This is a genomic window from Ruegeria sp. BHSC276 (genome assembly GCF_059612945.1).
Genome location: NZ_JBXWRP010000003.1, coordinates 51,400 through 78,073 on the forward strand (window position 1 = coordinate 51,400; position 26,674 = coordinate 78,073).

Sequence of the window (26,674 nt, forward strand, 5' to 3'; positions counted from 1 at the left end):
GGGATGAAGCCCGAAAGGTAGATCATGGCGACGAATTCAGGCGGTGACAGCAAGAACACGCTCTATTGCAGCTTCTGCGGCAAGAGCCAGCACGAGGTGCGCAAGCTGATTGCTGGTCCGACCGTATTCATCTGCGATGAATGCGTCGAACTGTGCATGGACATCATCCGCGAGGAAACCAAGGCCAGCGGGCTGAAATCCACCGACGGCGTGCCGACGCCCAAAGATATCTGCGAGGTTCTGGACGATTATGTCATCGGCCAGGCGCGGGCCAAGCGCGTGCTGTCGGTAGCGGTGCACAACCACTACAAACGCCTGAACCACGCGCAGAAGGCCGGCAGTGACATCGAACTGGCCAAGTCGAACATCCTGCTGATCGGCCCGACGGGCTGCGGTAAGACCCTTCTGGCGCAGACTCTGGCGCGGATTCTGGACGTTCCGTTTACCATGGCCGACGCGACCACGCTGACCGAGGCCGGTTACGTGGGCGAGGATGTCGAGAACATCATCCTCAAACTGCTGCAAGCCAGCGAATACAATGTCGAACGCGCGCAGCGCGGCATCGTCTATATCGACGAGGTCGACAAGATCACCCGCAAGTCGGAAAACCCCTCGATCACCCGAGACGTTTCGGGCGAGGGCGTGCAGCAGGCGCTGCTGAAACTGATGGAAGGCACCGTGGCCAGCGTGCCGCCGCAGGGAGGCCGCAAGCACCCGCAGCAGGAATTCCTGCAGGTGGACACCACCAACATCCTGTTCATCTGCGGCGGCGCATTCGCGGGCCTCGACAAGATCATCGCGCAGCGTGGCAAGGGTTCGGCCATGGGCTTTGGCGCCGATGTGCGCGACAATGACGAACGCGGCGTGGGCGAGATTTTCCAGGATCTGGAACCCGAGGATCTGCTGAAATTCGGTCTGATCCCGGAATTCGTCGGCCGTTTGCCGGTTCTGGCCACGCTCGAGGATCTGGACGAGGACGCTCTGGTTACTATCCTAACCAAGCCCAAGAACGCGCTGGTCAAGCAGTATCAGCGCCTGTTCGAGCTGGAAAACGTCGAGCTGGACTTTACCGAGGACGCGCTGAAGGCAATCGCCAAGAAGGCGATCGAGCGCAAGACGGGTGCGCGCGGTTTGCGCTCGATTCTGGAAGACATCCTGCTGGACACGATGTTCGAACTGCCGGGCATGAAGAACGTGACCAAGGTGGTCGTGAACGAAGAGGCGGTGACCTCGGACGCGCAGCCGCTGATCATCTATGCCGACGCTGAGCCGGAAACGGTATCGGCAGGCTGATCCACGTGAAATTGGAAAACCTGCGGCGCGGCATTGTCCGCGCCGTTTTCGTATGAGGGCAAAATGACGATTCGGCGAATTTCCTCGGGGGGCGAGTTCGAGGCGAAGGTCGGCTATTGCCGGGCCGTGGTCGCCGGCGGCTGGGTGCATGTGGCCGGTACCGTGGGGCAGGGCGATGACGTTGTCGATCAATGCCGCTCGGCCCTGGAGGTCATCGGCAAGGCGCTGTCCGAGGCCGGAGCATCGTTTGCCGACGTGGTCCGCGTGACCTACATGCTGCCGGACCGCACCGAGTTCGCGCCCTGCTGGCCCATTCTTGCCGACACCTTCGGGCCAAACCCGCCGGCGGCCACGATGATCGAATGTGGCCTGATCGACCCGAAATACCGGATCGAAATCGAGGTGACGGCCTTGCTGCCGACATGACGGGTGCGGTCTTTGTGGCACTGGACCTCTGCGAGGGTTTGGTCCATATCTGCGGGGACAGAAATGCCGGAGGCAGCCGATGGGAATCCTGAACACTCTATTGCGGGCCGTGACCTGGTGGAACGGAGCAACCCTGAACACCCAGATCTACACCGCGCGCAAGGGGATCAAGGTGGGCGAGGACGATCAGGGCAACGTGTTCTATCGCAATGCCGATGACAGCCAGCGCTGGGTGATCTTCAACGGCGAGGCCGAAGCCAGCCGAATCGATCCAGAATGGCATGGCTGGCTGCACCGGACATGGGACGAGCCGCCCACCGAAAAACCGCTGCGCCACAAGTCGTGGGAGAAACCGCATCAGGAAAACCTGACAGGCACGCCGATGGCCTATGTGCCGGCCGGATCCCTGCGCCGCCCCGAACCGGTGGAGCGCAAGGATTACGAGGCATGGCGCCCGGAATAAGCGAGGCATAGATGTCGACCCACAACATGACCGAAGTTCTGGTCGGCGGCGTCGTGCTGGCCTTCGCCATCGGCTTTGGCGTTTATGCCAGCCAGTCGACCGGTTGGTCTCAGGATACCTCTGGCTATGAACTGGGCGCCTCGTTCCGGTCGCTAGAAGGGGTTGGCGTGGGCACCGATGTACGGCTGGCCGGGGTCAAGATCGGTACGGTCACGAACGTCAAGCTGAACGCGGAAACCTACCGCGCCGATACCACCATCTCGGTGGCTGATGACATTCAGATCCCCGATGACAGCGCCATCGTGATCTCGTCCGAGGGCCTTCTGGGTGGCAACTTCGTCGAAGTCATGCCCGGTGGTTCGCCGTTCTATTTCGAGCCCGGCGATCAGATCGAGGACACGCAGGGCGCGGTCAGTCTGATCTCGTTGCTGGTCAAGTTCGTGGCCGGGGACAGCGCCGAATGATGATGCGTGCGGCCATGTTTGTGCTGCTGGCGGCCGGCGCGGCCCAGGCACAGCAGAAGGTCACCTCGGGGGCCGGGGCGCTGCTGCGCGGGCTGGACAAGGTCAATGGCCAGACTGTCGACGTGCAGATGAAACCCGGCGAGACGGCCTCGATCTTCGGGCTGGACGTGGCGCTGGGGGATTGCCGGTATCCGACCGAGAACCCGACCGGCGACGCCTTTGCCTTTCTGACGATCTGGGAAAAGGGCGAGGCTGAACAGCTGTTCGATGGCTGGATGATCGCGACGTCGCCCGCGCTGAACGCCTTGGACCATTCCCGTTACGACGTCTGGGTGATCCGCTGTATCACGCCCTGAGGCGTTTGTGACAGCGGTGCGGTGAAATCAGCGCTGCCGGCGGTGGCCTGATCCAGAAGCCTGCGATATTCGTGCCGGGGAACCTCAATCGCCCCCAATGACGCCAGGTGCGCGGTCAGGAATTGCGTGTCGAACAGCTGAAACCCTGTCTGGCGCAGTCGGTCGACCAGATAGGCCAGTGCGATTTTTGATGCGTCCCTGCGGCGTGAGAACATGCTTTCCCCGAAGAAGGCCGCCCCCAGCGTCACACCGAAAACACCGCCGACCAAAGTGTCGCCCTCCCACAATTCCAGTGAATGGGCGTGGCCCGTCTCGTGCAGCTGCGCATACAGGCGGCGGAGTTGGCCGTTGATCCAGGTGTCGGCCCGGTCGGCGCAGCCGTCCACGACGGCCTGGAAATCGCGGTTGACGGTGGCGGAGAACCCACAGTTGCGGATGCGTCGACGCAGGCTGCGCGAAATATGGAACCCGTCCAGAGGGAACACGCCGCGCAGCCGAGGATCGACCCAGAAAAGCTCCGGATCGTTTCGATGCTCGGCCATCGGGAAGATGCCGACGGAATAGCCATGCAGCAGAAGGTCGGGCGTCAGGCTCATGCGGAGCCCGAGCGAAAGGCGCCCGGAGAGCATTTCTCCGGGCGGCCTGAATTACTGGGACATGTTCTCCGCAAGCCAGTGCTCCAGCCAGTGGATGTTGTAGTCGCCGCTGTGGATGTCGGGCTCTTGCAGCAGGGCGCGGAACAGCGGAATGGTGGTGTCGATGCCGTCCACGATCAGTTCGCCCAGGGCCCGGTTCAGGCGCGCCAGGGCTTCGGGGCGGTCGCGGCCGTGCACGATCAGCTTGCCGATCAGAGAGTCGTAGTAGGGCGGGATCGAGTACCCGTCATACAGGGCTGAATCCATCCGCACACCCAAGCCGCCCGGCGCGTGGTAGGCCGTGATCTTGCCCGGGCAAGGCGAGAAGTTGGGCAGTTTTTCCGCGTTGATCCGCACCTCGATTGCATGGCCATTGATCTTGAGGTCGTCCTGACCGAAGGACATGGGCTCGCCCGCGGCTACAAGGATTTGCTCGCGCACCAGATCGACGCCGAAGATGGCCTCGGTCACGGGGTGTTCCACCTGCAGGCGGGTGTTCATCTCGATGAAATAGAACTCGCCGTTCTCATAGAGGAACTCGATCGTACCGGCGCCGATATAGTTGATCTTGGCAACTGCCTCGGCGCAGATCTTGCCGATGCGCGCGCGCTCCTCGGGGGTGATGCAGGGGCCTGGGGCCTCTTCGAACACCTTTTGGTGGCGCCGCTGCAGCGAGCAGTCGCGCTCGCCCAGATGGACCGCGTTGCCCTTGCCATCGCCAAAGACCTGGATCTCGATGTGGCGGGGCGTCGTCAGGTATTTCTCGATATAGACCTCGTCATTGCCGAAGGCGGCCTTGCCTTCGGCCCGCGCGGTCATGAAGGCGCTTTCCATCTCGTCGGCGGTCTGGGCAACCTTCATGCCGCGCCCGCCGCCGCCGGCGGTGGCCTTGATGATGACCGGATAGCCGATTTCTTCACCGATCCGCTTGGCCGTGGCCAGATCGGGCACACCTCCGTCCGAGCCGGGCACGCAGGGCACGCCCAGTTCCTTCATCGTATCCTTAGCGGTGATCTTGTCGCCCATGATGCGGATGTGTTCCGCAGTGGGGCCAATGAAGGTGATGCCGTGGTCTTCGACGATCTGCACGAAATCGGCGTTTTCAGACAGGAAGCCATAGCCGGGATGGATCGCCTGCGCGCCGGTGATCTCGCACGCCGAGATGATGGCGGGAATGGATAGATAGCTTTGCGGGCTGGGTGCCGGGCCGATGCAGACGGATTCGTCGGCCATGCGCACATGCATGGCGTCGCTGTCGGCGGTCGAATGCACCGCGACCGTCGCAATCCCCATCTCGCGCGCGGCACGGATCACACGCAGGGCGATCTCGCCTCGGTTGGCAATCAGGATCTTGTCGAACATGGGCCCGCCTTACTCGATGATGACCAGAGGTGTGCCGAACTCCACCGCGTCGCCGTCGGCGACCAAAATGCGTTTGACGGTGCCCGACTTGGGGGCGTGGATGTGGTTCATAGTCTTCATCGCCTCGACGATCAGCAGCGTGTCGCCTTCGGAAACCGATGCGCCCACGGTCACGAACGGGGCCGCGCCCGGCTCGGGCTGCATGTAGACGGTGCCGACCATGGGCGAGGTGACGGCACCGGGGTGGCTGGCCGGATCGTCGGCCGGAGCGGCGGCCTCGGCCGGGGCGGCGGCCGGTGCCGCCGGAGCAGCGGGCGCCGCCGTGGCAGCGGCCGGTACCGCCACCTGAACCGGTGCCGCGGGCGCCGGAGCGACACGGCTGACGCGCACGTTCAGGCTGTCTTCCTCGCCATATTCCCGTTTGACCTGCAGTTCCGTCAGATCGTTTTCGCGCAGCAATTCAGCCAATGCCTTGATGAACGCCACATCCGCTTCGTGTCTGGTATCTGTCATGAGTGTCCTCGAAGGTTCCCCTATGGCCCGTCTGTCTGCGCGGGCTTTGCTCAATTACGCTGCGTTATAGGGCAACGCGACGGCCATGAAAAGCGCAGTCTGGGCTGGGTTCGGCCATGAAACGCCAGCACAGCGTCGGCTAAAGTGGCGTGCCCGATAGCTTGGCCACCAATTCAGGCAGCTTGCGGGCCCCGAACTTTTCCAGAAGCCGAGCGCGATAGGCCTCGATGGTGCGGTAGCTGAGCCCAAGTTCGGCGCCGATCTCCTTGGCCGACAGGCCGCGGCACGACAGGATGGCAACCTCGCGTTCGCGCTTGGTCAGCTCGACCAGCGGGCGCTCTTCGGAAATGTCGGAAAAGCTCCAGATTCCATGGCGAAACGGGTCGTCGGGCGTCAGCGAGCGCCCGCGTGCCCGGCACCAGAACAGGTCGCCATTGCGGCGACGCATCACCCGCTCATCGGAGTAATATCCCGTGTCGCGCATCACCTGCAGGCTGCGGGCGCCGATCCTCTCCCAATCGGCGACCGAAGGGTAGAGATGCAGCAACGGCATGTTCCGATAGTCGGTCTCCTCGCCGCCGAAGGTGCGGGCGAATTGCAGGTTGCAGCGCCGGATGATCCGGTTCTCAAGTTCGACCAGGCCGATGGGCGCATATTCGAATGCGGGATCGCTCATGCCGGTATGGTGGCGGGATTTTCGGCCGAATTGAAGGGGAGAGTTGCCCACGCGTCGCAAGACTTCGGCAGGAATTGAGTAAATCCTGTAAATCAGGTTTGAAAACACTCGCGTAACCCCTTTAAATTAAGGCGGGTATCAGCAAAACCTGTCTTGGAGCTGTGTGCTTGCCAGGCATCAGCTGAGGAGGAAGATCATTGTGAGAGATATGTTGACCGGAAGTCGTATCCGCGAGAGGCGCCAGATTTCCGGGCTGAAGCAGGCGCAGCTGGCGCGCCAGGTGGGAATTTCGGCATCCTATCTAAACCTGATCGAACACAACCGGCGCAGAATCGGCGGTAAGCTTCTGGTCGACATCGCGGCGGCACTTTCGGTCGAGCCGTCGGTGCTGACCCAGGGGGTCGAGGCCACGCTGATCGCGGCCCTGCGCGAAGCCGCTGCCGACGCGGTGGGGCAACGCGCCGAGATCGATTCGCTTGACGAATTTGCCGGACGGTTTCCGGGCTGGGCCGGTGTGCTGGCCCAGATGCACCGTCGTGTGGTGTCGCTTGAACGTACGGTCGAGACCCTGTCGGACCGGCTGACCCACGACCCGCATCTGGCGGGCTCGATGCACGAGGTCCTGTCGACGGCAGCTGCGATCCGCTCGACTGCCGCGATTCTGGCCGAACCCGGCGAACTGGATGCCGAGTGGCGCGACCGGTTCCATCGCAACCTGCACCAGGATGCCGAGCGCCTGGCGGAAAGCTCGAAGGCCCTGGTCGCCTATCTGGATCAAAGCGAAAGTCCCGGCGACCGGCGCGGATTGCCCATGGAGGAGGTCGAGGCCTTTTTGGACCAGCGCGGATTTCACCTGCCCGAGCTGGAGGGCGGCGAATACGGCGATGACATGGTGCAGCATGGTCTGCGGTCGGCGGCGGCCAAGTCGCTGGTCCGGCAGGTGCTGAAGCAATATGCGCAGGACGCGCGGGCCATGCCTTTGGGCCGACTGCGCGAGGCCCTGCAAGCGGACGGGCTGGATCCGCTGACACTTGCCGCGCGGTTTTCGGTCGATCTGGCCACGGTGCTGCGGCGGCTGGCCTTCCTGCCCGAGGATGTGTTGCCGCGACCGGCGGGATTGGCGGTGTGCGATTCGTCCGGCAGCATCATCCTGCTCAAGCATGTCCCCGGTTTCGCCATGCCCCGGCACGGCGATGCCTGCCCTTTATGGCCCGTGTTCTCTGCGTTGAACCGGCCCTTGGTGCCGGTTCACAGCCGTGTCACCCTTCTGGGCCGCAGCGCCGCCGAGTTCGAGTGTTTCGCCATCGCCTGGCCGCAGCCCGTGTCGGGGTTCGGACGCGAGCCGGTCTATCGCTCGGTGATGCTGGTGGTGCCGCCGGGCGACGACAAGACCCAGTCAGGGGCAGAGGTGCAGGTCGGGGCAAGCTGCCGGATCTGCCCCAAGACGGACTGCGCCGCCCGGCGCGAGCCGTCGATTCTGAGTGAAGGTTTTTGACAGTTTCGCGACGCACCGCTTAATCTGCATGCGACCGTCCGCCAAACGTCGCGGCCGGTCTTGGGGAGGGAATACCAACATGAGCCGCAGGGTTCTTTTGATCGAGGATGAGCCGAACATCACCGAGGCCATCCGGTTTCTGCTGACCCGCGAAGGGTGGGTGGTGGAAACCCATGCCGAAGGTGGGAACGCGGTCGAGACGATTCTGGCTGCGCGGCCCGATCTGGTCATATTGGACGTGATGCTGCCCGGCAAAAGCGGCATGGACGTGCTGCGCGAACTGCGCGAGCACGCCGACATGAAGGCGCTGCCGGTCCTGATGCTGACCGCCCGCGGACAATCGCGCGACCGCGAGATGGCCGAGAAGGCCGGGGTCAGCCGGTTCATGACCAAACCGTTTTCGAATGTCGAAGTGCTGACCGCCGTACGAGACCTGTACGCACAGGCGTCGCGGTCATGAGCGCGCCCGGCCCCGGGCGACCGACAGCAGAGGGGCCGCGCCCGTCGGTCTTTTTGGAGCGCCAAAGCTATCGCCGCCGCCGGTTGGCGGATGCGGCGCGAATGCTGCCCTTTCTGGGGGCTGCTTTGGTCGTGATCCCACTATTGTGGCCGCGCGCCGATGTCGAGGGGCAGGGGATGCCCCTGTCGTCCGCCATGCTGTACATCTTCATCAGCTGGGCCGGGATGATCGCGGTCAGTTTCCTGTTCGGTCTGGCGGCGCGGCGCATGGCTGCGCGTGAAGACGCCAGTTCTGAGGGTGCCCCATGGCGACCATGAACATTCTGATCCTGGTCTGTCTGGGCTATGTGGTGCTGCTATTCGGCGTCGCCTTCGCAGCCGACCGGATGGCCGCGGCCGGACGCGGCCGCTGGCTGCGCTCGCCCTTGATCTATACCCTGTCGCTGTCGATCTACTGCACGGCCTGGACGTTCTATGGCGCCGTGGGCAGCGCGGCCCGGTCGGGTTTGGAATTCGTCACGATCTATCTTGGTCCGACCCTGGTGATGATCAGCTGGTGGTGGGGCCTGCGCAAACTTGTGCGGGTGGGGCGCAGTCAGCGGGTGACCTCGATCGCCGACCTGATCTCGTCGCGCTACGGCAAGTCGAACACGCTGGCGATCTGCGTCACGATCCTAGCCGTGCTGGGGGGCACCCCGTATATCGCGCTTCAGTTGCAGTCGATCACGTTGTCCTTCTCGATCTTCGCCGAGGCTGACCCGTCGGGCCTATACCGCGAAGGGGCCAGCGTGTTCTGGGTGGCGGCCGGGCTGGCGGTGTTTGCAATTTTGTTCGGCACCCGCAACCTCGATGCGAACGAACGACATCACGGCGTGGTCACGGCCATTGCGTTGGAATCGGTAGTCAAACTGTTTGCGCTGCTGGCGGTGGGCATCTTCGTCGTCTGGGGCATTGCCGGCGGAGTGACTCCGATGATGGAGCGGATCGACGCGTCGGAGATCGGGCGCTGGAATGTGGATGCGGGGCGGTGGATGACGATCACCTTCCTGTCGGCTGCGGCCTTCGTCTGCCTGCCGCGTATGTTCCAGGTGATGGTTGTCGAAAACGACGACGAGGCGCATCTGCGTACGGCCGCCTGGGCCTTTCCGTTGTACCTGCTGTTGATGAGCCTGTTCGTGGTTCCCATCGCCGTTGTCGGGCTGGATCTGCTGCCGGCCGGGTCAAACCCCGATCTGTTCGTGCTGACCGTACCCCTGTCGCAGGGCAATGACTGGCTTGCGATGCTGTCCTTCATCGGCGGGTTTTCCTCGGCCACGTCAATGGTGATCGTCACCGCCATGGCGTTGTCGACGATGGTGTCGAACCATGTGGTCATGCCGATCTGGCTGAACACGCGCGAGCGGCGAAGCTCGATTTCCGGTGATGTGCGCAACGTGGTTCTCATGGCGCGCCGGATTTCGATCGCCGCGATCATGGCGTTGGGCTTTTTCTACTATCGTCTGTCCGGCGGCGGGGCGGCGCTGGCCTCGATCGGATTGGTGGCCTTTGCCGGGATCTCGCAGATCCTGCCCGCGCTGGTCGGCGGGCTGTTCTGGCGCGGCGCCACCCGGACCGGCGCGTTGGTCGGGCTGAGCGTGGGGTTCTGCCTGTGGGTCTACACGCTGCTGCTGCCGGGAATGGGCGGGGGCATCATGTCCGCGTCCGTTATCGAAAACGGCCCGTTCGGCATGGGTTGGCTGCGGCCGCAGGCCCTGTTCGGGTTGGAGGGTCTGGACCCGATGACCCATACGGTTCTGTGGTCGCTGTCGCTGAACGCGCTGGCCTTCTGCGTGGCTTCACTGCTCAGCTTTCCCAGCCCTTTGGAACGCCTTCAGGGCGCGCAGTTCGTCAACGTGTTCGACCACTCGGTGGCGCCCGGCGGTTGGACCGGATCGGTGGCGCAGAGCGAAGACCTGATGATCATGACCCAGCGGATACTTGGCGCAGCCCCCGCGCAGGAGTTCTTTCAGGCCGAAGCCGAACGCCAGGGCGTTCGCGGCCGCCTGCCCGAGCCTACGCCCGGCTTCCTCGAACGGCTCGAGCGCGAGCTGAGCGGGTCGGTCGGCGCGGCGACGGCCCACGCGATGATCGGGCAGATCGTGGGCGGGTCTTCGGTGTCGGTCGAGGACCTTCTGGCGGTGGCCGACGAATCGGCTCAGCTGCTGGAATACTCCAGCCAGCTCGAGGCGAAATCGGCCGAGCTCACCCGGACCGCCCGCAAGCTGCGGGAAGCGAATGAGAAGCTGACTCAGATTTCAATGCAGAAGGATGCCTTTCTGGGGCAGGTCAGCCACGAACTGCGCACGCCCATGACTTCGATCCGGGCGTTTTCCGAGATCATGCGCGATACCGACGGTCTGAGTGCGGATGAAACCCGCCACTACGCCACCATCATCCATGACGAGGCGCTGCGCCTGACCCGCCTGCTGGATGATCTGCTGGATCTCAGCGTGCTGGAAAACGGGCAGGTCAATCTGAACATGGGCGACGCCAGCCTGCGGACGGTTTTGGACCGCGCGGTGTCCACTGCTTTGGCTGGGGGCGAACGGCGGTTGAAAGTGCGTCGGTCACTGCCTTCCGAACGCGTTGCACTGCACACTGACCTGGACCGGCTGGGGCAGGTATTCATCAACCTGATCTCGAATGCGCAGAAATACTGCGACGCCGCCGAGCCGACGCTGACCATTTCCGCCCATGATGTGGGCGGGCAGCTCGTGATCGATTTTGTCGACAATGGCAGCGGCGTGCCGGCTGATGCGCAGTCCATGGTGTTTGAGAAGTTCGCGCGTGTGGGATTCGACAAGGCCGGAGGCGCTGGGCTGGGCCTGGCGATCTGCCGCGAGATCATGCAGCGGCTGGGGGGCGAGATCGTCTATCTGCCGGGCCAGGGCGGAGCGGCGTTTCGGGTCAGCTTGCCGCTGGCACATCGGCAGGCGGCGCAATGACGTCAGCCTAAAGACATTGGTAACGTTCCGGGGTGTAGACCTGAGGGCGAAGTGTTTCAAAACGATGGAACGATGTGATGTCGAAATCGGTCAGCTCTGTGCTGGCGCGCAAATTGTCTGCGACTCAGCGTGGTACGATGGCGGCGTCCCGGGCCGTTCTGCGGGCTCTGCGTTTGGCGCTGGCGCGGACCGCCGTCGAAGGTTTTCGCCTTGCGATTTCGGTGATCGGTGCAAAGCAGGCTGGCCGTAAGGCCGAAAACCTGACCGAAGGGCTGGATGAAAGCTGGCTGTTTCTGCTGGTCGCTGCCGGTGAGGAGCGCCTTGCAGCTGTTGCACTCGATCCGGGTTTGGTGTCGGCTGTGATCCAGCAACAGACGATTGGCGAGGTCTTGCCCGCTCCGCCCGAGCCGCGCCCCTTCACCGATACCGATGCCGCAATCGTCGCGCCGCTGATCGACGGCATGTTCGCCCGCGCGACGGAATTGCTTGAGGATCCGCAGGATGTCGCGCTGCTGTCGGGGTATGAATACGTCTCACGCGCGGCGGATCTGAGGGCGGTTTCCCTGGCCTTGGTCCAGGAGGCATACGGCCGATATGAGCTGACCGTCGAACTGGGCCGAGGTGCCCGGCAGGGGATGGCCGTCATGCTGTTGCCCGATCCGTCGGACGGTCCGGGCCCTGACGATTCACGCAGCAACCCCGCCAAGAAGCTTCTGGCCGAGGCCGCGGGCATCATGCGGGCGGAACTGAACGCCGTGATCACCAGGTTGCAATTGCCCTTGGCGGAACTCTCCGGGTTGAGCGCCGGAGATGTGCTGCCGCTGACGGGGGCTGGGCTGGGGCAAATCGATGTATTGTCCATCGATCGGGCGCGTGTGGGCACTGGCCGATTGGGCCAATGCGGCGGCATGCGCGCCCTGCGTCTGACTGGCAAAACAGTGAGCCCGTCCGTTTCGGCCAAGGATGCCGGGGCATTTGTCGAGCATGCGGGGAACAGGTTCGGCCCTGACAAATCAGAGCCCCTGCAGGTGGACGAATCCGAGTTGGTACATGACGTTCTGGTCTCGGAAACGTCTGTGTCCAATCTGGACCGCGACGACCTAGATGCGATCGGAACGGATCAGCTGGCCGAGAAGATCTCGGAATTGTCGGGCTTGCCCGTGACCCGTTCGTCTTCTTGACGGGAAAGTCCGGCGATCAGGCGGTCGGGCGCATCTGTTCCAAGGCCGGGCGGAGCTGTTCAAGTTCATACCCGGCCTTGCGGGTGGCTTCGAGAATCTCGTCCACCGGCAGGCTGTCCGTCTGCCCAAGTGCCCAGACAACCGAGCACCGCGTACCTGATGCGCAATAGGCCAGAACCGGACCGGGGCCGCTTTCGATCAGCGTTTTTTGGTGTGAGACGTTGACCGGAGTCATCGTCTGATGAGTCAGTTCCAGCACCTCGAACTCCAGTCCGGCCTCGCGTATGGCGCGTCCGATCACGTCGGACTGCATGTGCGGCGGCACTTCGGCATTGGGCCTGTTGCAGATGACCTTTGCAAAACCCGCAGCCTTGATCGCAGGGATATCCTCGACCGTGATCTGCGGTGAAACTGAATAGCGGGGCGTGATTTGGCGAATTTCCATGCCGAAGCTTTAGGCTGCGTTTCCGGTTCTGTCCAGTTTTCACGGGTCGATTAGGGTCAGACCGTTTTTGATGTCCGTCAAGGGCCGTTGCGTCATGATGGTGTAGTATCCATGGTATCATTTCTTGGTGAGGGGCTCGCGATGCGCAAAAACCTGCCAGAGGGCCGAGGCTTGGATGGCGGTTCGCAAAGCCCCTCCCCATATCAGGGATGCTGGCAACATGCGGGAGGATGCCGATGACTGCACATGATTTCTCTGCCGAGATCGCGAGGTTGGAAAGAAAATTGCGTGGGGCAAACCTGGAAACACGCCTGGCCCTTCAGCCGTCGGTAAGCAAGGTCATTGATCGCATGCGCGCGGAAGGCGTGCCCGTCCCGACTCGGCTGCGCCTGTTGGATGCCGCCTTGGCTGAGGACGCCCTTGAGGCGAAATTCGACAATCTGCCGATCTGAGAGGGCCTTCAGCCCAGGGAAATCCCCAGAATCACCAGCATCAGCCCGATGACGGATAGAAACAGCGCGCCCAAGTTCCAGGGGAGAACGCCTTGGACCGTTGCGCGCAGTTCGTCATCCGACAGGTTTGACCTGCGCGCCTTCATCACGCGAAGGATGCACCAGACCAAGCCTGTAAGCCCCGCGACGGACAGGCTTGCGCCGCCCCAGATGAAAAAGTCGAACATGGCTCGCCTCGTGTTTCATGCCGTGCAGTTGCGGATACCGGATCGTCCGGAGCGGCACAAGTCACGGCTTGGCTGGTCTCTTGCGACCGCTGCCGCCCCGATGTATCCGGCAGGGTGACCGTCACGCCGGAAACACCAATCACCACTTGGGAGAGACGCCAATGGAAGACATGACCGAAAACCAGGCCGCAGCGAACTATCGCGTCACCGCTGGCGAGTTGCGCCAGTTCATCGAGCGGTTCGAGCGTCTGGAGGCCGAAAAGAAAGACATCGCGGATCAGCAAAAGGAAGTGATGGCCGAGGCCAAGGCCCGCGGTTACGACACCAAGGTCATGCGTAAAGTCATCGCGCTGCGCAAGCGCGACAAGGACGATATCGCCGAGGAAGAGGCGGTGTTGGAAATGTACAAGGAAGCTTTGGGCATGTAGCCGCGGCGTGCCATGCCGGGCGGTGCGGGCCTCAGAGGCCCAGAACACGTATGCCCGGCATGGATTTAAGCCGCGCAAGGTCCTGTGCATACAGTTCCGTAAAGGCCTCGACGATGTCCGTATTCCACCCGGGCAGGTCCAGTTCTTCCTCAACCTCATGCGGCAGCGCGTGATCTTCGAACAAGGCGGAAAGATCGGCCAGCAGGGCCGGTCGGTCACCCGCGTTTTCCGGCCGGATCAGTTCTTCCAGCCTGTCGCGGCCTTCATCGTCCAACAGCGATGCCAGCAGCGCAAATTCGTTCTCGATCGGCGTTTCGCGTGGCAGGCCACAGATGGCACAGACGATATCTCCGAAAATCACCGGCAGATCTTCGTTGGCCCAAAGGGTGATGGCCACGTTCGGCGCGAGGTCGCGGATGTCCTCGATCATCGTCAGCCAACTCAGGCAACTGACATCGGTGTTCGCCAAGGTTTCGGCCCGATCCTCGGGCGGCAAGGCCATCAGGACCTTGGGGATGAAGCTTCCGGGGTTCCTCACGCCGACAAAAAGCTCAATCCCGGCCGGCGCAAAGGTTTGCTCGAGAAATGCCACGCGTTGACCGGCCAAGGGATAGAATTGCCCATCCCTCAAGGCCGTGGGAGTCTCTCCGATGAAGTCCGGGGATGTCAAAACAGTTCTTTGATACTCGATGTCGTCCGGTATCAAGCTGCGAAGTCGATCGACGGTTTCCGGCTCCACTTGGCCGTTGGCCAGGTCTTGCAAGGGCGACATGAACAGCTGACGACAGCGTCGCGGTCCATACAGCACGACGCCGACATCGGTCAGAAGGTCGGAATTCGCGCGCAGGGCATGAAGCAGAAGGCCCTCGTCGGTGAAATCTGCGCCAGAATGAATGGCTAGATGCATTGCTGATGCGGTCCTGCGGTTTCCGGTCTTTGTTCATCGGGTACAGTCTGTTTGGGATGAGGTCAAACCTACAGGGCAATTCGAGACCGACCACGCGTCTTGCCGGATACGATCCGGCAAACAAGTTGGAGATTCAGGCTTGCAGTCTGTAACGCGAGGCGGTAACCGACATTAGGAGCCCCTATAGCTCAGCTGGTAGAGCAACTGATTTGTAATCAGTAGGTCCGCGGTTCGAGTCCGTGTGGGGGCACCACTTTTTTCAAAGGCTTACGAGGCGATCTCATGCCTGGCACTCGCTTCGGGTAAGCGTAGATGCCGATTTTTCCCTTTACATTCGCCCGAGGGTTGCATGATTCTGCAGACAAGGGAGGAACTGATGGGACACATCAGGCTTGGCACTTTGCCTCGGTCCAGGAAGTGGCGCGAGGTCGTTGATTTGATCGCAACCGATGCGTCGGTAGAAGAGATCGCCGAGGCGGCGGCTGATGCATCCGAAAAAGATCTCTCGCGCGCGAGTCGTGACCCTAGGTTTCAGTTTGTAAGCTATTTGCTGGTGAGGTTGCCTTTGCTTGCGAGGGCTCCTGGCTTCGAAGACGCTCTGGCTGATCTTGGTGTCGACGGATCGGAGCTTGCCTCTGTGACAGGGCTGCTCGCCGGGTTGGATCGTGCCATTGATCGCAACAGCTTCGATCTCCGAAGTTCCTCAGATACAGGAGAATTGGCGAAGGTCGCGCTCTTGGAAAGCCTTTCCGTTCAGCTGCACGACCGGTTGCCATCCCTGTTTGAACCGACACCGCAAGAAATTCGCCAAGCACTCGCGAGCTTCGCCTCGGGCGATGCATTTGCGAGACTCTCGCGGGATTTCTTTGCCCGGTTGACATACCGTTCGCTAGACTACTATCTGAGCCGGGAACTCGCCAATCACACTGGCGAGGATCGACGCTTTTCCACCGATGCACAGCGAGTGGCATTTCAACAAGCCCTCGCCCACCACACATTTGAAGTGTCTAGAATTGTCGAAGAATATGCGGGCGGCTGGTATGGCAAAACCGTCTGGCAGAAGCAGGCGCTTGATCGCGATTCAATAGACAAGTTCACAGCTTACGCGTTCAAAAAGATGCGCTCGGAGTTTGGGCGCCGTCGCGCTGTTGTCTGAAGTTGAAGTCAGATGGTTGCCGCCCCTGACAAAAAGCGGCGGTGATGAAGTCCTGCGTCTCGACATTGCTGGCCGCGAAGTCGCAATGACGCTGCGGATTGGACAATTGAACCGTCAATTGGTCGAGGGCCTGCAGGATCGTGCACTCGATTTGCTGGAGATTGCCGCGCTTGTCTATTGCGCGGACGCGGCAGTCAGCCGTGGTGGCCCGGCGGATCAGAAGATGGGTGAGAAGTGGCACAGACGATTCGTAGCCACCATGCCGGTACGCGATCTGGATTTCTGGCAACGTGAGAGCGTAATACAGGCTCTGGAAGAAACGTTGATGTTTCTATCCGGCGACCGCTTTGAATTTTCTTTTTCGACCAAAGACGAACCGGATGCAGAGCGATCGCGCTTTTTCAAATTCGGCCGAAATAGTTCATGGAAGCCCCACCGCGTCCTGATGTTTTCCGGCGGGCTCGATTCCTTTGCGGGCGCTGTGGAAGAAATCGTAGAACAGAAGCATCGGGTTGCTTTGGTCAGTCATGCCTCGTCCACGAAAATAGCGCCGGTTCAGAAACGGCTGATCTCAGCCTTGAGCAAACGGTACGGACCGGAAACGTGCCGTCACATTCCCATGACCGCCCAGTTGAAGAGCCGATCGACCGCCGAAAGAACGCATCGCACACGCTCATTCTTGTTTGCGGTACTTGGGTCGATCACTGCAACGGCCTTCGGACTGGACCGCGTGTCGTTCCATGAAAACGGGGTCGTGAGCCTCAACCTACCGCCGGTTGGCAACGTCGTTGGAACACGAGCGACGCGAACCACGCACCCAAAGACACTGAAGCTGTTCACCGGTCTTCTGCGGCTTGTTTTTGAAAATGACATGCGGGTCGACAATCCATTCTTTGCTCGAACAAAAGCAGACGTTGTGGAACGTATCTCCCATCTTGGCATGGCAGACCAGATTGTTGAGACGCGTAGTTGCGCTGATGTGCATAATCAAACCCATCAATACTTCCATTGTGGGCGCTGTTCGCAGTGTATCGATCGGCGGTTCGCGATGCTTTCAAAGGGGTTGGAGCGATTTGACCCGGAAGATGCCTATCGCGTGGACCTTATGTCGGGCGCTCGACCGAACGGGACCGACCGTGAGATCGCGTTGTCCTACGTACGCAATGCAGTGTTCTTCGGGAACGCCACACCAAATGCACTGGCCCGGAGTTTCCCGGTTGTTCTGGATGCGGTTAATCATCTCGAAAGTCCACCAGACACCGCAATGTCGATGATCGCAGATTTGCTTAACCGCCACGGCAAGGCGGTCACATCTGTCATGCGCAGAACTCTCGAAAGCAAGTCACCCGGTGAGTTCCCTGAACAGAGTTTGCCAAGTCTATATGGTGAGATGCAGAGCGGTTTAACCATGCCGGCAGTGCCTGCTGCGTCAGTTGAACAAAACGAGAATGAGCAACCACCGCTGACTATAGAAATCAACAAAACCTCACGTTTGGTTCTGATCGGCGAACATATTGAGCTCAAGAAAAACGCCACAGCGGATCTGTTGATCGTTTTGGCTGAAGAGTGGCTCCGTGCGGCAGGCAAAGGTCTCGAACCTTTGGAGTATCCCTGCTTGAAGTCTGGCGACCTCGTCAAAAAATTGGGCGTTGAAACCGACGAAGTCGTTAGGCGGAGAATACTGACCGCGCCAAGGACGATTGCAAAGAGATTCGAGTCTGCTGGTCTGTCAGTTGAAAAGCCCCAAGAGTTGATCGAAAACCTCTCTTGGAACGGATACCGGCTTGCTCCCGAGCGCGTGGTCGTTCGGGTGCGCCACCGGAGCTGATCATTCATCAATAACCGCGTCCTCGTCTGGCAACGGTCCACGGCGGCGAAACCGCCCCATCAGTTCGACCTGGCGGCCAGGTGAAACAGAACCATAGGAGCTGAACGTCGTCATCACGTCGTCGTGTCCCATGTTCTGCGACCAGGCTTTATAGTCCTCTGGTGTCCTGCAGTGAAGTTTTGCTAGCTCTGCGATCGTATCTCGAACGCGGTGCGGCGAAAACGGTGGCAGCCCGGCGTTGACGAAAGCTTGCTTGAAGATCCGGGCCGCTGACGACGGGCCTACCCACGGCTCGCGCGCTATACCTACTGCCTCAAAGCGTCTGGACGGGCCAACAGCGACGCGCGTCTTTGGGAACAGAGGATCCGTGTCCGAGAAAAGATGGCCCTGGCGAAGCTCCGTGATCCAGTCTCGCAGAATCCTTTCGACATCATCACCGAAGGGAAAGAAACTGGTCGTGAAGGACTTTCCAAACTTTGTATCCACGGAACGGCCGTCAAACTGCACGCATTTATTGGCTAGATCGACATGACGCAGCTGCATGGTGATGGCGGCACCTTCACGTGATCCGGTCAAGAAAAGGAAGGCGATCACGGCGCGGTCACGGCGCTGGATCACTGTTTCTGCAGGCATGATGGACAACAGGTGGTTTACTTGTTCAGGGGACGGATGCGGCTTCCACAGGGTGCTGCGACGGGCCTGTTCCGATTTGCGATCCGGCGTGAGATAGGCAATGTCTGCGCGCGAGATCCTGGACTTGTACCCCGGTTGGTCAGCCATCCAGTCAAAAAGCTTCATGACATCGCGCAACACTCCGTTGATCGTAGCTGCCGACAGTGGCGCGCCCGTTCGTTCATTGCGCAGACCTTGCAGATGGCGTTTGAACGCGCGCGCCCTTTCTGAATGGAACGCCCGGTAGTCCTTACCTTTGAGCCATTTATCATAGATGGCAATCGATGCTGCGGCTTTGTCGATCGAAGATTGCGACAGCCCCTTTGCGTCCTTCAGCCAGACAAGGTGTTTGCGCTTGATGCGCAGGTTATCCGAGGTGTGTTTTGGCATGGGTCTCTGGCTCCTCTTTCAAGGTCACTTTTGAATGGGGTTCGGTACAGGACACTAATCTTGGGGAGGCTTGTTGAAGTGTGACCTCCAGTTTGGCCTGAATGGCTTCCAGATCTGAACGGCGAATGATCTTGTTCATGACCGCACCACACGTCGGACAGAGGGCGGTTAGGCGGCCGCTGGAAGCTGTTTCCTGAACATAGTCAGCGATCTTGCCGTCGGGTTCGCGCGGACCTCTGCAGCTGAGGCAGTAGCAGTGATGCAATGCCAACTTGCACCGCGCCTTGCGTTGTCTTTGTCCGAGGAAGTCCTTGAGCACATGTCCTTCGATCAGCCAAGGCTTGCTGCTGGTATCAGCCGCAAGTCCGTTGTTCCCAATCCAGCGAATGACGGTCTGGCGATGACAGCCCAAAACGTCCGCCACCTCCCAGACTGTGTAGACAAGGTGCGATTTGACTTTGTGTGAGGGGAAGGACTTTGCCATTACACACCCTCCCCGGAAATCGGTCCGCATGTATTCTGGCAGACCTGCGCCTCCTCAAAGGCTTCGATCACGTCTTCATCGTATAAAACGCGCGCGCCGATCTTCAAAAACCTGGGGCCCTTTCCGAGCCAGCGCCACTGCTCCAGCGTCCGCGGCGACATGTGCCACCGCTCCGCCAGCTGATCTTGTGTCAACTTGGTCATACCAACCTCAATTGCTCACTGCGGCACGAGGAAGTTCGGTCCGCTTCTACAATTGAGAATCTGACGGTTCAGAGTTTGGAAGTATGTGGTCACAGCCCCGGAAAGCGTGACAAGTACCAAGGCTAAGCTATTGACTCTAAACACACCGAGGCGAAAAGGTGTGACATTTCCGCAAAATGCGTGACCTCACGATCCAAACCGCATGGGAATCAGTGTCTGCAAATGGCCCGAAAGCTGACGTTAATCAAGTAAACTCGGAAGACGGCTTCGAGCCCACTGCGGAAGTGCTCCGGCTCCGATACTCGCAGATGCAGCAACGCTACCGACCGAAGCCGTCAGCTACGGTGCGGAAAGAAAAGCGGACGTGCGGTCCGACTGCAGCAAGAATTACTAGGCTGATTTCCTAGTTCCCGACCATCCACGATTCTGACGATTGACCCGGCCTCGACTTCCTCAACCGTAACATTGCAGGGCAAGAGCAAACCCACATCGGGCCTGGCGTGCACTACCCGGAAAGCCAGTTTTGGGTTGCATGCCCCAAGGATGGTATAGCGGTGACAAGCTGCTCCGCGAAAGCCTTGTCGAGGTCGATGCGCGAAATGACCCCGAACCCTTCTTCCGCGAGCGCGGCCATTACGTCCTCGATTGCGCCATCAAACAGACGTTCGAGGGTTACTGACATCCCAATTTCCGCCATCGGTCAGCCAGCCGGCGTGTACCAGATGGGAGACGTGTAGGCACGCTCCTGCTGCGATGTTGGTGCACCTTCGGGGATCTCGATTCCGTAGCGGAAAGCATCATACACATACCAGGGCGGTGTCGGGATCTCCAATACCCGGGCGTAGTAGAAGGCCGGGCGTGCCGGATCGAAATCTGGGTCGGTCCAGACGGTCGCAAGCTCGGATGCGCCGATCGAGTTGGCCCAGCTTGCCGTCGCCACATCCACCGTATCGCCTACCGCCGGCAGCTTGCCGTCCGCGCCCGGAACGCGCCCGTCGGACCAGGCGACATCGTAGACAGCCTCGCTGGTCGTGCCGTCCTCATTGAGCCAGCCCTTCACAATCTGGATCCGGTCGAGGTTGGCGCCAATCGGATCCCGTAGCGCGGCCACCATGAATGTCGGCGCTACGGCCCCATCGGGCGCAGCGGACAGGTCAGCGCCCATTGGCACGCCTTTCGAATACCCGACGGTTGACGGAATACGAGAAGCCAGATCGGCCTCATCAAAGTTCCAACCGCCGAAGAAGCGGACCGCCATCCTAGGGCCGGTCGTGGCGTAGACTTCCTTGCGCGCCATGGCGTCGAAGATGCTTTCTCGGGTATTCTCCTCCGCCCAGACAGCCGTAAGGCCTGAGGCGACCATCTGCCAAGCAAACAGCTCACCGTTTTCATTTTTCATGAAAGGATGCTGCAACCGTTCTGCGGACGGCTCGTACCCGGTGTGCTTGCCAAAGAAATTCTCTTCTTCGGCTGTCACTAGACCGGTATGACTGTCTGTCGCCCCGCTGAAGCCAAACTTGTAAGGATTGGTCCCGAACTCGGCTTCCAGGGCCAGCCCGCTCTTCAGGGCTTCGCGAGCATACTCACGCGCGAGCATATCGTCGGTTTTGGCTTCAGATAGATCGAGGTTGCCGACATCCCAGTTGTAATAGTCGGCAAACTCGTCGTTCGGGCTCAGAAATGGGTGTGCCTCGCCGTCGCCCTTGATTTGCGTGATTTCATAGAGCGGTTCCCATTTGGCACGGGCGTCGACGTACTCCTGAGTGACAGGCGAGCCGTCGAACCGGATGTCGATCGGAAACATCACCCCATTGGATAGGTTGCCGTTATGCGCCAGCGCCAGCACCGCGCCGTTGGTCTTCTCCTCGTAGGCCTCGAGATAGGCATAGAGATCCATGGGATCGGGACTGCCCCAGGGCGGCGTCATCACCATGGGTACAATCTGCCCAACGCGGTCCGGCCCATCGCGGAAAATCACGTTGCGGTGCATGTTGTTCCCCGCCACCAGCGAAGTCCATTCAAATCCGAGCATTGGTGTGAAGATGCCGGGCTCATAGAACCGCTCGGCCGTCTTGAGATTATCCGACCAAATCGTTGCGAACCTCCGCGAGCCGGGCATGTAATTGTTGAACATTTCCTCGTCGATGGCGCCTTGAGAAACGCTTCCGATCAGGTCAAGCGCGGTATCCACTGCTGTCTGTCCGCCCGCACGGAACCCGTCGGACCAACGCTTGCCCTGTTCATAGCGGGTGACCGAGGGGTTCGCCGCGAGCGCGTCGAAAATCATACCCATCCCGTCCGAGTGATCCGCAATCACAAGCCAATCTAACGGGCGCGACAATCGGACGGGCTGGCCGGAGGACGCGATGATCTCTTCTCCGCGCGCAAACCGGTAAGCATCTTCATGATCGAGGCGTGCACCGAAGCCACCGGCGTCCATGGATTGTCCCGTATGAAGATGTGTCTCTCCCCACAGCGGCCGCTCAGGGAAGGTTCGTCCGGCATATGGCGAATAGGCGGGAGCAGGATAGGTGTCTGCAAGCTGTTCGGCCTGCGGGGTCCATTCCTGCGCGTAGACCGGCATCGCCGTCGCTAGGATCGTCGTTGCGAGTAGTGCAATCGCGCCGCTAGTGGCAATGCGCTTCGACTGTGTCATGCTTTCTCCTCCTAACAAATCAATTCTGGTACGAATTTATTGGTACTCGATTGGATAATCGATCCACCTAGAAGGATATCGACAGCGTGAAGAAGCCGCCGACCCCTTCGGTTCGGTTTTTGGTTTCGAACTCTTTATAGGCTCGAAGGCTTGCGTAGACCGCCCGTCCTCCGATCTCTCCACTGTATGCGATTTGAGGACCGACACCATAGGTCTCGGATCGGAACCCTCCGAGCGCCGCTGGCGCTCCCTTGTCATCGGATATTTGCTTGTACGCAAAACCCACCGCACCCAATTGCCAGTTCTCCGAGACAAACTCTGACATTGCCCAGTCCAGGTGGATGGACTCGCCATTGGTGTAGCCCGTGTCTGAGTTTTCGAAGTTGTACGTCAGACCTAATGTGGCCGACGCCTCCCATCCGCTTTCCGGATCGAAATACGTATATGCCCCTCCGACGTCGATCGCGGCATGACCGATCCCGATGTTGGCAAGACGGTCTGCGTCGTAATCTCCGACAGGGATTGCGCCAGTTGCATAGACCATCCAGTTGTCCTTACCCTTGTTCCAGAACAGTTGGACCGTGGGGTAAAGATCGCCGAACCCGGTTACCTTTTTCGATGCGCCCCCGGAGACTGGGCCAAGTGTCACATCCGCGTCCACATCACTGGATGCGAAGATTGTCGCGAGCGAAAAGGCGATTTGACCGCCCAGAACCTTGGTTTCGGGGCTATAGGTCGGAATGACAAACTGTCCAAGATACCGTGCATCTACGCCCAACCGGATTTCACCACCCAGTTCAAGTTCCTGCCCGCCGGAAGCATCACCAGAATAAGCATAGGTAACGAGGGGCACCGAAAATCCCGTCTGAGGCGGGATTGCCGCAAAGCTCGCGTACTGACCCGGTAACCAGAAGCTTACACCCCCTTCGTCTGCACTCGCATTTGTGCTTGCGGACATCGCGGCTATCATGCACGGACCGGCTTTCAAGACCGATCCGAGCTTTGCAGAAAACCGGAAGTGATCGCTCCAGGAAATCATTATCATTCACCCGGCGTGTACCATATAGGTGACGTGTACGCGCGCTCCTGCGTCGAGGTTGGCACGTCGTCTGACATTTCATCTCCGAAACGAACAGCGTCATAGACCGTCCAACGCGGTGTCGGAATTTCCAGAACTCTTGCGTAATAAAATGCCCGCAAAGACGGATCGAACTCCGGATCGCTCCAGACGGTGATCAATTCAGGTGCGCCGATTGAATTGGTGAAAGTTGCGGTCGTAACGTCGACCGTGTTTCCGACGGGCGGCAGCTTTCCATCCGGTCCCGGTTCGCGATCATCCGACCACGCCACATCGAAAACCTTTTCTTCAGTTTCGCTCGACGCATTTAGCCAGCCTTTTACGATCTGGATGCGGTCGAGATTGCCCGAGAAGGGATCTTTCAGCGCGGCGACCAGAAAGGTCGGTGCCTTGGCTCCTGCGGGCGCATCCGGCAGATCGCCCCCCATTGGAACACCCTTCTCGTAGCCAATGTCCGCCGGTAAACGCGACCGGGCGTCTGCGTCGACAAACTCCCATCCTCCGAAGAAACGAACCCCGATACGGCTTCCGGTGGTCCCATAAACCTCTTTGCGTTCCAAGGCGTCAAAGATTGCCGCGCGGGTATTGTCCTCGGCCCAGACCGCAGCCAAGCCGGACGCGGCCATTTCCCATCCCAGGACCGTAAGACCTTCGAAGTCGCCGACGAGGTGGTTCCAACGGCCCGGCTCCGGCTCGACCCCGGAATGCTTGCCGAAGAAATTGTCCTCCTGCGCCGTCGCGAGTGCGGTGTGGCTGTCGGTTGATCCGACAACGCCGAATTTATAGGGGTTGGTGCCAAGCTGGTCTTCGAGCTTTAGCCCGTTTTTCAGCGCTTCCCGCGCATACTCGTACTGAAGCATCCAATCCTCTTTCGGCGTAGGCCCCAGATTGGCCTTGTCCCAGGTCTCGTAGTCCGCGAACTCGTCATTCGGGCTCAGGAACGGATGCGTCTCTCCATCGCCTTTGATCTGCGTGATCTCGTATAACGGCTCCCATTTTGCTCGGCGCTCGACATAGTCACCCGTGAGCGGTTCGCCCGTTTTGGGGTTGGTCTCGACAGGGAACATCAGACCATTCGAAACGTTTCCATTATGGGCCAGCGCAAGGATCCGTCCCCCGGTTTCGTCTTCGTAGCGCTCCATCCAGTCCCAAAGGTCTTCCGGGTTGAATGTTTCCGCAGTGGTGAATGGCAGCATCTGGCGCGCACGGCTCGCATCGTCGCGATATATGACGTTGCGGTGCAGGTTGTTGCCGGCCTCGGTCGACGTCCATTCATAGCCGATGAAGGCGGTGAAGGTTCCGGGATCATCGAATGCGTCAGCGGTTGACGTAAAGTCGTCCCAGACCGACTGGACAAAACGACGATCGGCAATCGCTTCGGGAAGCGACTCTCCCGTAATCCCGGCGAATGTCTCAATTACTTCCATCGTCGCTGCCAGAGCGACGTTTCCGCCCTGGTTAATACGTTCATTCCAATCCCGGAGCGTAGGGTCGCGCATCAGCGTCGCGTTGCCAGCGACAATCTCATTCATTGCTCCCATGGCATCAGAATGATCTGCGACGACAAGCCAGTCGAGCGGTCGTGAGAGCTTCACGCGCAAGCCATGTGATGTGGTCACTTCATCGCCCCGCGCAAAGCGGTAAGCGTCCGCCGGTGTCAAAACGACGCCAAACGCGCGCGCATCCAGCGAGTTCGACGTGTGAAGATGCGTATCGCCCCAGAGCGGTCTAGTCGGGAAGTTCCTGCCAGCGTACGGCGAGAAATCGTCTGGTGCCAATTCCAGCATGTCTTCTGAGGAAATGGTCATTTCGCCGACCTGGCCGCCTTGCGCAGCTTCCTGCGCAACGGCGTTAGTCCCAAGCACCCCTACAGATATAAAAGCCATTGAAACGGAACGAAGTTTCATCGTTTCTTCTCCTTATTTTATATTCTGACGTGCGCTTAGCAACGCAGTTGATTTTTGGCGGATTATGAAAATCTCGAACGTTACGAACGTCACTGCGGCGGTTGATACGGATCAGGTGTTCCAGGAGGGATGGCTGGAAACTCTTTGAATGTAGCCGCGTGTTCCAACAATTGCGGCAGTGCTTTTTCCACGGCCCAGGTGTTCGGGAACAGAACGCTTTCTCTCTCGTTCGGGTCGTTCAGCAGGTTGTAGACGCGCGGTGTGTCAAAGGTCAGAGTTTCGTCAAAGATCGACGCGTTTTCCTTGAACATGACCTTCCAGTCTTGCCACTTCACGCCGAAGACCTGATCGCCCATGTAGACGATCACGCCATCACGGTTTGAGTTCTCCTGACTACCAAGGAAAAATGCCGACTGATCGATGCCGTCAAATGCTCTGTCGCTCGGCACGGATCCTCCGGCGAATGCGGCTAATGTCGGAAACAAGTCCATTGAATGTACGATCTCATTGCTGGCAGACCCTTCGGGGATCATGCCGGGCCACCTGATGACAAAAGGAACGCGCATGCTGCCTTCGAGGCTGGTGAAGAGCGTTCCGCGCCACGGACCAGCGGTTCCCTGCACCATCGGTACCGGCGAGGCATTTGAATTGCCAATCCGTGCCGCTTCCGGACCATTGTCCGCAGTGAAAATGACGATCGTGTTTTCTGCGATGCCTGCGTCTTCAAGCGCTTGTTTCACCCTCCCCAGGTACGTGTCGACCTGCAGCAGGATGTCGGCCCACACGCCGTTGCCTGTGGCGCCTTCAAAGTCAGGGTGAGCGATGTTCGGGTAATGCGTCTGAGTGTAGGCGAGGTAAATGAAGAACGGGGCGTCTTCACCACTTTTACGGTTGATGTAGTCTATGGCCTTGTCGGTCAAATCCCCGTCTATCAGCCCCCTATACTCAAGGTCATAGTCACGAGCCACGGTAGCATGCTCCCCTGCGACGCCTTGCATGACGACTGGCTCTTCCATACCGGCTTCGGCAAAGCCACTAAGGGTTCGCCACACCGTCACGTCGGTGGTTTCAACACCGTAGAACTCGTCAAAGCCTTGGTTTGTAGGATATCGCCCTTCCGACCAGCCGAGGTGCCATTTTCCATACATGGCCGTGTTGTAACCTACGTCCTTGAGCATCTCGGCCATAGTGATTTCCCACTGCGTCAGACCGTAGACACCGCCTCCCAGTGGGACTGTATGATTGCCGCTACGGACGCCATAGCGTCCTGTCATCGTTGCCGCTCTGGAGGGCGTACACTGGCTTTCGACATTGAAGTTCGTCAACCGCAAGCCCTCTGCAGCGAGTGCATCCATCTCCGGGGTTGGCGTTCCGCGGATAATGCCTCCACCGTTGAAGCCCGGTTCACCCCAGCCAAAATTGTCAAGGAAGATCAAAACGATGTTGGGTTTGTCCTGTGCGAACGCCACGTTTCCCAAACTGCAAAATATAAGCAAAATCAATGTGCGCGCTGTTTTCACAATACCCCCCTGAT

28 protein-coding genes, 1 tRNA gene and 1 pseudogene are annotated in these 26,674 nt (G+C 59.9%); 15 read left to right on the plus strand and 15 right to left on the minus strand.

The window, feature by feature from the left end; genetic code table 11:
• Window positions 1–24: 24 nt before the first annotated feature.
• The 5 genes from clpX (at window position 25) to AC2FMD_RS03935 (ending at window position 3,002) form a co-directional block, all read left to right on the plus strand.
• A complete protein-coding gene (gene clpX / locus AC2FMD_RS03915) occupies window positions 25–1,293 on the plus strand; it encodes an ATP-dependent Clp protease ATP-binding subunit ClpX (RefSeq protein ID WP_496678483.1) in 1,269 nt (422 codons plus the stop codon).
• 63 nt (window positions 1,294–1,356) lie between these two features.
• Window positions 1,357–1,719: a RidA family protein gene (locus tag AC2FMD_RS03920; RefSeq protein ID WP_496687325.1), complete on the plus strand. Its 363-nt coding sequence runs from the start codon at window positions 1,357–1,359 to the stop codon at window positions 1,717–1,719.
• A 79-nt stretch (window positions 1,720–1,798) separates the two neighbouring features.
• Window positions 1,799–2,182 (plus strand): NADH:ubiquinone oxidoreductase subunit NDUFA12, encoded by a 384-nt coding sequence (locus AC2FMD_RS03925; RefSeq protein WP_496678479.1) that lies wholly within the window; start codon window positions 1,799–1,801, stop codon window positions 2,180–2,182.
• 11 nt (window positions 2,183–2,193) lie between these two features.
• A complete protein-coding gene (gene mlaD, locus AC2FMD_RS03930) occupies window positions 2,194–2,646 on the plus strand; it encodes an outer membrane lipid asymmetry maintenance protein MlaD (protein ID WP_496678477.1) in 453 nt (150 codons plus the stop codon).
• Window positions 2,643–3,002: a DUF2155 domain-containing protein gene (locus tag AC2FMD_RS03935; protein WP_496743239.1), complete on the plus strand. Its 360-nt coding sequence runs from the start codon at window positions 2,643–2,645 to the stop codon at window positions 3,000–3,002. The genes mlaD and AC2FMD_RS03935 overlap by 4 nt, the downstream gene beginning before the upstream one ends.
• On the opposite strand, the gene aat is transcribed toward AC2FMD_RS03935, so the two are convergent.
• The 4 genes from aat to AC2FMD_RS03955 all read right to left on the minus strand — a co-directional run bounded on the left by aat (window position 2,966) and on the right by AC2FMD_RS03955 (window position 6,188).
• Window positions 2,966–3,598, minus strand: coding sequence for a leucyl/phenylalanyl-tRNA--protein transferase (aat, locus tag AC2FMD_RS03940; protein WP_496743240.1), 633 nt, complete (start codon window positions 3,596–3,598; stop codon window positions 2,966–2,968). The two genes, AC2FMD_RS03935 and aat, sit on opposite strands and share 37 nt — an antisense overlap.
• A gap of 51 nt (window positions 3,599–3,649) precedes the next feature.
• Entirely contained in the window at window positions 3,650–4,999 is a 1,350-nt protein-coding gene (accC, locus tag AC2FMD_RS03945; RefSeq protein WP_496678473.1) for an acetyl-CoA carboxylase biotin carboxylase subunit, read from the minus strand.
• A 9-nt stretch (window positions 5,000–5,008) separates the two neighbouring features.
• Entirely contained in the window at window positions 5,009–5,512 is a 504-nt protein-coding gene (gene accB, locus AC2FMD_RS03950; RefSeq protein ID WP_496794697.1) for an acetyl-CoA carboxylase biotin carboxyl carrier protein, read from the minus strand.
• A gap of 139 nt (window positions 5,513–5,651) precedes the next feature.
• Entirely contained in the window at window positions 5,652–6,188 is a 537-nt protein-coding gene (locus AC2FMD_RS03955; RefSeq protein ID WP_149777010.1) for a LuxR C-terminal-related transcriptional regulator, read from the minus strand.
• A 196-nt stretch (window positions 6,189–6,384) separates the two neighbouring features.
• Here AC2FMD_RS03955 and AC2FMD_RS03960 point away from each other — a divergent pair, with 196 nt between their 5' ends.
• The 5 genes from AC2FMD_RS03960 to AC2FMD_RS03980 all read left to right on the plus strand — a co-directional run bounded on the left by AC2FMD_RS03960 (window position 6,385) and on the right by AC2FMD_RS03980 (window position 12,307).
• Complete coding sequence (locus tag AC2FMD_RS03960; RefSeq protein WP_496687415.1) at window positions 6,385–7,683, plus strand: short-chain fatty acyl-CoA regulator family protein; 1,299 nt, start codon at window positions 6,385–6,387, stop codon at window positions 7,681–7,683.
• Between the two features lie 79 nt (window positions 7,684–7,762).
• Complete coding sequence (locus AC2FMD_RS03965) at window positions 7,763–8,143, plus strand: response regulator transcription factor (RefSeq protein ID WP_496678470.1); 381 nt, start codon at window positions 7,763–7,765, stop codon at window positions 8,141–8,143.
• Entirely contained in the window at window positions 8,140–8,460 is a 321-nt protein-coding gene (locus AC2FMD_RS03970) for a hypothetical protein (protein ID WP_496687331.1), read from the plus strand. Before AC2FMD_RS03965 ends, AC2FMD_RS03970 begins: the two co-directional genes overlap by 4 nt.
• Complete coding sequence (locus AC2FMD_RS03975) at window positions 8,448–11,126, plus strand: ATP-binding protein (protein WP_496794698.1); 2,679 nt, start codon at window positions 8,448–8,450, stop codon at window positions 11,124–11,126. Before AC2FMD_RS03970 ends, AC2FMD_RS03975 begins: the two co-directional genes overlap by 13 nt.
• A 77-nt stretch (window positions 11,127–11,203) precedes the next feature.
• Window positions 11,204–12,307, plus strand: coding sequence for a flagellar motor switch protein FliM (locus tag AC2FMD_RS03980; RefSeq protein WP_496794699.1), 1,104 nt, complete (start codon window positions 11,204–11,206; stop codon window positions 12,305–12,307).
• A gap of 16 nt (window positions 12,308–12,323) precedes the next feature.
• Here AC2FMD_RS03980 and AC2FMD_RS03985 read toward each other — a convergent pair whose 3' ends face one another.
• A complete protein-coding gene (locus AC2FMD_RS03985) occupies window positions 12,324–12,752 on the minus strand; it encodes a protein tyrosine phosphatase family protein (protein WP_496678463.1) in 429 nt (142 codons plus the stop codon).
• Window positions 12,753–12,988: 236 nt separating this feature from the next.
• Here AC2FMD_RS03985 and AC2FMD_RS03990 point away from each other — a divergent pair, with 236 nt between their 5' ends.
• Window positions 12,989–13,204, plus strand: a complete 216-nt coding sequence (locus AC2FMD_RS03990; protein ID WP_496678461.1) for a hypothetical protein — start codon at window positions 12,989–12,991, stop codon at window positions 13,202–13,204.
• 8 nt (window positions 13,205–13,212) lie between these two features.
• On the opposite strand, the gene AC2FMD_RS03995 is transcribed toward AC2FMD_RS03990, so the two are convergent.
• Window positions 13,213–13,431 (minus strand): hypothetical protein, encoded by a 219-nt coding sequence (locus AC2FMD_RS03995; RefSeq protein WP_496678459.1) that lies wholly within the window; start codon window positions 13,429–13,431, stop codon window positions 13,213–13,215.
• A gap of 161 nt (window positions 13,432–13,592) precedes the next feature.
• Between AC2FMD_RS03995 and AC2FMD_RS04000 the strand changes: the two genes are divergently transcribed.
• Entirely contained in the window at window positions 13,593–13,859 is a 267-nt protein-coding gene (locus tag AC2FMD_RS04000; RefSeq protein WP_149777019.1) for a DUF2312 domain-containing protein, read from the plus strand.
• 31 nt (window positions 13,860–13,890) lie between these two features.
• Here AC2FMD_RS04000 and AC2FMD_RS04005 read toward each other — a convergent pair whose 3' ends face one another.
• Window positions 13,891–14,766, minus strand: coding sequence for a hypothetical protein (locus AC2FMD_RS04005; protein ID WP_496794700.1), 876 nt, complete (start codon window positions 14,764–14,766; stop codon window positions 13,891–13,893).
• Between the two features lie 177 nt (window positions 14,767–14,943).
• Here AC2FMD_RS04005 and AC2FMD_RS04010 point away from each other — a divergent pair.
• The 3 genes from AC2FMD_RS04010 (at window position 14,944) to AC2FMD_RS04020 (ending at window position 17,750) form a co-directional block, all read left to right on the plus strand.
• Window positions 14,944–15,019: transfer RNA gene (locus tag AC2FMD_RS04010), tRNA-Thr, on the plus strand.
• Between the two features lie 96 nt (window positions 15,020–15,115).
• A complete protein-coding gene (locus AC2FMD_RS04015) occupies window positions 15,116–15,922 on the plus strand; it encodes a hypothetical protein (RefSeq protein ID WP_496794701.1) in 807 nt (268 codons plus the stop codon).
• Window positions 15,897–17,750, plus strand: coding sequence for a 7-cyano-7-deazaguanine synthase (locus AC2FMD_RS04020; protein ID WP_496794702.1), 1,854 nt, complete (start codon window positions 15,897–15,899; stop codon window positions 17,748–17,750). Before AC2FMD_RS04015 ends, AC2FMD_RS04020 begins: the two co-directional genes overlap by 26 nt.
• On the opposite strand, the gene AC2FMD_RS04025 is transcribed toward AC2FMD_RS04020, so the two are convergent.
• The 8 genes and pseudogenes from AC2FMD_RS04025 to AC2FMD_RS04060 form a co-directional block, all read right to left on the minus strand.
• Window positions 17,751–18,812, minus strand: coding sequence for a tyrosine-type recombinase/integrase (locus tag AC2FMD_RS04025; RefSeq protein ID WP_496717089.1), 1,062 nt, complete (start codon window positions 18,810–18,812; stop codon window positions 17,751–17,753). It lies immediately after the preceding gene.
• A complete protein-coding gene (locus tag AC2FMD_RS04030; RefSeq protein ID WP_058272706.1) occupies window positions 18,790–19,296 on the minus strand; it encodes a helix-turn-helix domain-containing protein in 507 nt (168 codons plus the stop codon). Before AC2FMD_RS04030 ends, AC2FMD_RS04025 begins: the two co-directional genes overlap by 23 nt.
• Entirely contained in the window at window positions 19,296–19,499 is a 204-nt protein-coding gene (locus AC2FMD_RS04035) for a helix-turn-helix domain-containing protein (RefSeq protein ID WP_496717090.1), read from the minus strand. The genes AC2FMD_RS04030 and AC2FMD_RS04035 overlap by 1 nt, the downstream gene beginning before the upstream one ends.
• 335 nt (window positions 19,500–19,834) lie before the next feature.
• Window positions 19,835–20,196: pseudogene (locus AC2FMD_RS04040) on the minus strand (DUF302 domain-containing protein).
• 3 nt (window positions 20,197–20,199) lie between these two features.
• On the minus strand, window positions 20,200–22,155 hold the full coding sequence (locus tag AC2FMD_RS04045) for a DUF3604 domain-containing protein (RefSeq protein ID WP_496794703.1): 1,956 nt from the start codon (window positions 22,153–22,155) through the stop codon (window positions 20,200–20,202).
• A gap of 67 nt (window positions 22,156–22,222) precedes the next feature.
• Window positions 22,223–23,200, minus strand: coding sequence for a SphA family protein (locus AC2FMD_RS04050; RefSeq protein ID WP_496794704.1), 978 nt, complete (start codon window positions 23,198–23,200; stop codon window positions 22,223–22,225).
• Entirely contained in the window at window positions 23,197–25,140 is a 1,944-nt protein-coding gene (locus AC2FMD_RS04055) for a DUF3604 domain-containing protein (RefSeq protein ID WP_496794705.1), read from the minus strand. The genes AC2FMD_RS04050 and AC2FMD_RS04055 overlap by 4 nt, the downstream gene beginning before the upstream one ends.
• Window positions 25,141–25,229: 89 nt before the next feature.
• On the minus strand, window positions 25,230–26,660 hold the full coding sequence (locus tag AC2FMD_RS04060) for an arylsulfatase (RefSeq protein WP_496794706.1): 1,431 nt from the start codon (window positions 26,658–26,660) through the stop codon (window positions 25,230–25,232).
• Window positions 26,661–26,674 lie beyond the last annotated feature (14 nt).

Excerpts from the sequence above, each read along its gene's own strand:
- clpX (WP_496678483.1), top strand. The coding sequence starts at position 25 with ATGGCGACGAATTCAGGCGGTGACAGCAAGAACACGCTCTATTGCAGC.
- AC2FMD_RS03920 (WP_496687325.1), top strand. The coding sequence starts at position 1,357 with ATGACGATTCGGCGAATTTCCTCGGGGGGCGAGTTCGAGGCGAAGGTC.
- AC2FMD_RS03925 (WP_496678479.1), top strand. The coding sequence starts at position 1,799 with ATGGGAATCCTGAACACTCTATTGCGGGCCGTGACCTGGTGGAACGGA.
- mlaD (WP_496678477.1), top strand. The coding sequence starts at position 2,194 with ATGTCGACCCACAACATGACCGAAGTTCTGGTCGGCGGCGTCGTGCTG.
- AC2FMD_RS03935 (WP_496743239.1), top strand. The coding sequence starts at position 2,643 with ATGATGATGCGTGCGGCCATGTTTGTGCTGCTGGCGGCCGGCGCGGCC.
- aat (WP_496743240.1), bottom strand. The coding sequence starts at position 3,598 with ATGAGCCTGACGCCCGACCTTCTGCTGCATGGCTATTCCGTCGGCATC.
- accC (WP_496678473.1), bottom strand. The coding sequence starts at position 4,999 with ATGTTCGACAAGATCCTGATTGCCAACCGAGGCGAGATCGCCCTGCGT.
- accB (WP_496794697.1), bottom strand. The coding sequence starts at position 5,512 with ATGACAGATACCAGACACGAAGCGGATGTGGCGTTCATCAAGGCATTG.
- AC2FMD_RS03955 (WP_149777010.1), bottom strand. The coding sequence starts at position 6,188 with ATGAGCGATCCCGCATTCGAATATGCGCCCATCGGCCTGGTCGAACTT.
- AC2FMD_RS03965 (WP_496678470.1), top strand. The coding sequence starts at position 7,763 with ATGAGCCGCAGGGTTCTTTTGATCGAGGATGAGCCGAACATCACCGAG.
- AC2FMD_RS03970 (WP_496687331.1), top strand. The coding sequence starts at position 8,140 with ATGAGCGCGCCCGGCCCCGGGCGACCGACAGCAGAGGGGCCGCGCCCG.
- AC2FMD_RS03975 (WP_496794698.1), top strand. The coding sequence starts at position 8,448 with ATGGCGACCATGAACATTCTGATCCTGGTCTGTCTGGGCTATGTGGTG.
- AC2FMD_RS03980 (WP_496794699.1), top strand. The coding sequence starts at position 11,204 with ATGTCGAAATCGGTCAGCTCTGTGCTGGCGCGCAAATTGTCTGCGACT.
- AC2FMD_RS03985 (WP_496678463.1), bottom strand. The coding sequence starts at position 12,752 with ATGGAAATTCGCCAAATCACGCCCCGCTATTCAGTTTCACCGCAGATC.
- AC2FMD_RS03990 (WP_496678461.1), top strand. The coding sequence starts at position 12,989 with ATGACTGCACATGATTTCTCTGCCGAGATCGCGAGGTTGGAAAGAAAA.
- AC2FMD_RS03995 (WP_496678459.1), bottom strand. The coding sequence starts at position 13,431 with ATGTTCGACTTTTTCATCTGGGGCGGCGCAAGCCTGTCCGTCGCGGGG.
- AC2FMD_RS04000 (WP_149777019.1), top strand. The coding sequence starts at position 13,593 with ATGGAAGACATGACCGAAAACCAGGCCGCAGCGAACTATCGCGTCACC.
- AC2FMD_RS04005 (WP_496794700.1), bottom strand. The coding sequence starts at position 14,766 with ATGCATCTAGCCATTCATTCTGGCGCAGATTTCACCGACGAGGGCCTT.
- AC2FMD_RS04015 (WP_496794701.1), top strand. The coding sequence starts at position 15,116 with ATGATTCTGCAGACAAGGGAGGAACTGATGGGACACATCAGGCTTGGC.
- AC2FMD_RS04025 (WP_496717089.1), bottom strand. The coding sequence starts at position 18,812 with ATGCCAAAACACACCTCGGATAACCTGCGCATCAAGCGCAAACACCTT.
- AC2FMD_RS04030 (WP_058272706.1), bottom strand. The coding sequence starts at position 19,296 with ATGGCAAAGTCCTTCCCCTCACACAAAGTCAAATCGCACCTTGTCTAC.
- AC2FMD_RS04035 (WP_496717090.1), bottom strand. The coding sequence starts at position 19,499 with ATGACCAAGTTGACACAAGATCAGCTGGCGGAGCGGTGGCACATGTCG.
- AC2FMD_RS04045 (WP_496794703.1), bottom strand. The coding sequence starts at position 22,155 with ATGACACAGTCGAAGCGCATTGCCACTAGCGGCGCGATTGCACTACTC.
- AC2FMD_RS04050 (WP_496794704.1), bottom strand. The coding sequence starts at position 23,200 with ATGATAATGATTTCCTGGAGCGATCACTTCCGGTTTTCTGCAAAGCTC.
- AC2FMD_RS04055 (WP_496794705.1), bottom strand. The coding sequence starts at position 25,140 with ATGAAACTTCGTTCCGTTTCAATGGCTTTTATATCTGTAGGGGTGCTT.